A 2,043-nucleotide genomic window follows, 5' to 3' on the forward strand; every position below is an offset into this window, starting at 1 on the left:
AAGAATTCCAGCTCTTCGTCCCAGGCCGGGCTCGCCACCGAATAGGCGCGGTACACCGGCTTCTCGGCATTGGGCAGGCCGATCATGACGAACTCGCCGGAGCGGAAGCGCAGCGACTGCGGACGGGTGATGCGGAACGAGAACAGCCGATCGGTATAGTGCTTCACCGAGACGACGGTTTCGGCATAGACGTTGGCCGGAATCGGGAACTGCAGCGGTCGGGCGCCGGCGGTGTTGAGAGCGGATGTGGTGTTCATCAAATCCAACCTTCTGGCCCAACCGTGGACGCGGGCGCCAAACTTTCACCTGCACGCCCGGACCATTCAGATCCCGGCGGGCTGTTCGCACACTGCAAAGCGGCAAGCTCTTGTGTCCGGAATTTATTAGTATACAAACGATATTTGCGTCAAGATGCTCCCTTAAAACAGCTTTCCAAACTGGCGCATATCCGTAGTCCGCGCATTTCGGGTTTCGACGATGGAAGAGAATATTTCGGCGCAAGCGCGCAATTCCCGGGGAAATGTCGTCGCCGGTATCGATGTCGGCGGCACCTTCACCGACCTGCTCCTGATCGACGGAAGCGACGGCGGCCGGGTGTATCTGGCCAAGACGCCGACCACGGTGGACAACCAGGCTTTCGGTGTGGTTTCGGCACTCGGCGCCACCGGATTTGCCATCGATAGCATCGACCTCATCGTGCATGGCACGACCACCACCACCAATGCGGTGCTCGAACGCCGGCTGGCGAAAACCGGCATGATCACCACGCGCGGTTTTCGCGACGTGATCGAACTGGGCCGGCGCACGCGGCCGCAGGCCTATGGCATGACCGGCAGCTTCGTGCCGATCATTCCGCGCAATCTCAGGCTCGAAGTCTCGGAGCGCGTCGAAGCATCGGGCGCGGTGCGCACGCCGCTCGACGAGACCGAGATGCGCGACGCAGTGCAGACGCTGATAGCGGCCGGTTGCGAATCCCTGGTCATCCATTTCCTGCATTCCTACGCCAACCCGGCACATGAGCGGCGCGCCGTCGAAATCGCCACCGAACTCTGGCCGAACGGCTACATCACGGCAGGCCATGCGCTGCTGTCGGAAGCGCGCGAATTCGAACGCGGCGTGACCGCTTCGGTCAACGCCTCAGTGCAGCCGATCCTCGAGCGCTATGTCGAGCGGCTGCGCAAGGAATTGGCCGCCAAAGGCTATGCCCGCGACTTCCTGATCATGAACGGCAATGGCGGCATGATCTCGGCCCGCTTCGTCACACGTGAATCGGCCAAGACGGTCATGTCCGGCCCGGCCTCGGGCGTCATCGCCGCCGCTTATACGGGAAAACGCGCCGGCTTCGAAAACCTCGTCACCTATGACATGGGCGGCACCTCGACCGACGTGGCGTTGATCCGCAATGCCGAGCCGGCAGTGTCGAACGAGATCGAGATCGAATATGCGATGCCGATCCATGTGCCGATGGTGGCGGTGCACACGGTCGGCGCCGGCGGCGGCTCGATCGCCCGCGTCGATGCGGCCGGCCTGATCCAGATCGGTCCGGAAAGTGCCGGCGCCAATCCCGGCCCGATCTGCTACGGACGCGGCGGCCTCGAGCCGACCATTACCGACGCCAATCTGGTGCTCGGCCGGCTGGCGCCGAAGAAGCTGCTGGCGGTCCAAAATCCCGTCACATCAGAGCGCGTCACCAGCATTTTCGAAGACAAGATCGGCAAGGCGACCGGCCTTTCCGGCGTCGAGGCGGCGGGCGCGGTGCTGCGGCTCGGCAACATGAAGATGGCCGGCGCCATCCGCATGGTCTCGGTGTCGCGCGGCCATGACCCTCGTGATTTCGCGCTGTTCGCCTTTGGCGGCGCCGGCCCGCTGCACGCAACGGCCCTGGCGCGCGAACTCGGCCTGCCCAAGGTGCTGGTGCCGGCGCGTCCGGGCATCACCAACGCACTCGGCTGCGTCGTCGCCGACCTGCGCCATGACTTCGTCAACACCATCAACCAGCCGGTGGCGGTGCTCGACGAAAGACAGCTTCATACTGTATTGGAA

General features: G+C 63.7%; 1 protein-coding gene and 1 pseudogene. One reads left to right on the forward strand and one right to left on the reverse strand.

The annotated features are described in order from the left end of the window. Positions 1 to 257, reverse strand: a pseudogene (locus EN964_RS32805) (ferredoxin--NADP reductase); the annotation flags it as partial. Between the two features lie 220 nt (positions 258 to 477). On the opposite strand from EN964_RS32805, the gene EN964_RS32810 reads away from it, so the two are divergent. Further along, positions 478 to 2,043, forward strand: a 1,566-nt coding sequence (locus tag EN964_RS32810; RefSeq protein WP_164776249.1) for a hydantoinase/oxoprolinase family protein, incomplete at its 3' end; no start/stop codon positions are given.

The sequence above is a fragment of the Mesorhizobium sp. M7A.F.Ca.CA.001.10.2.1 genome, from assembly GCF_003998575.1.
Classification (GTDB): domain Bacteria; phylum Pseudomonadota; class Alphaproteobacteria; order Rhizobiales; family Rhizobiaceae; genus Mesorhizobium.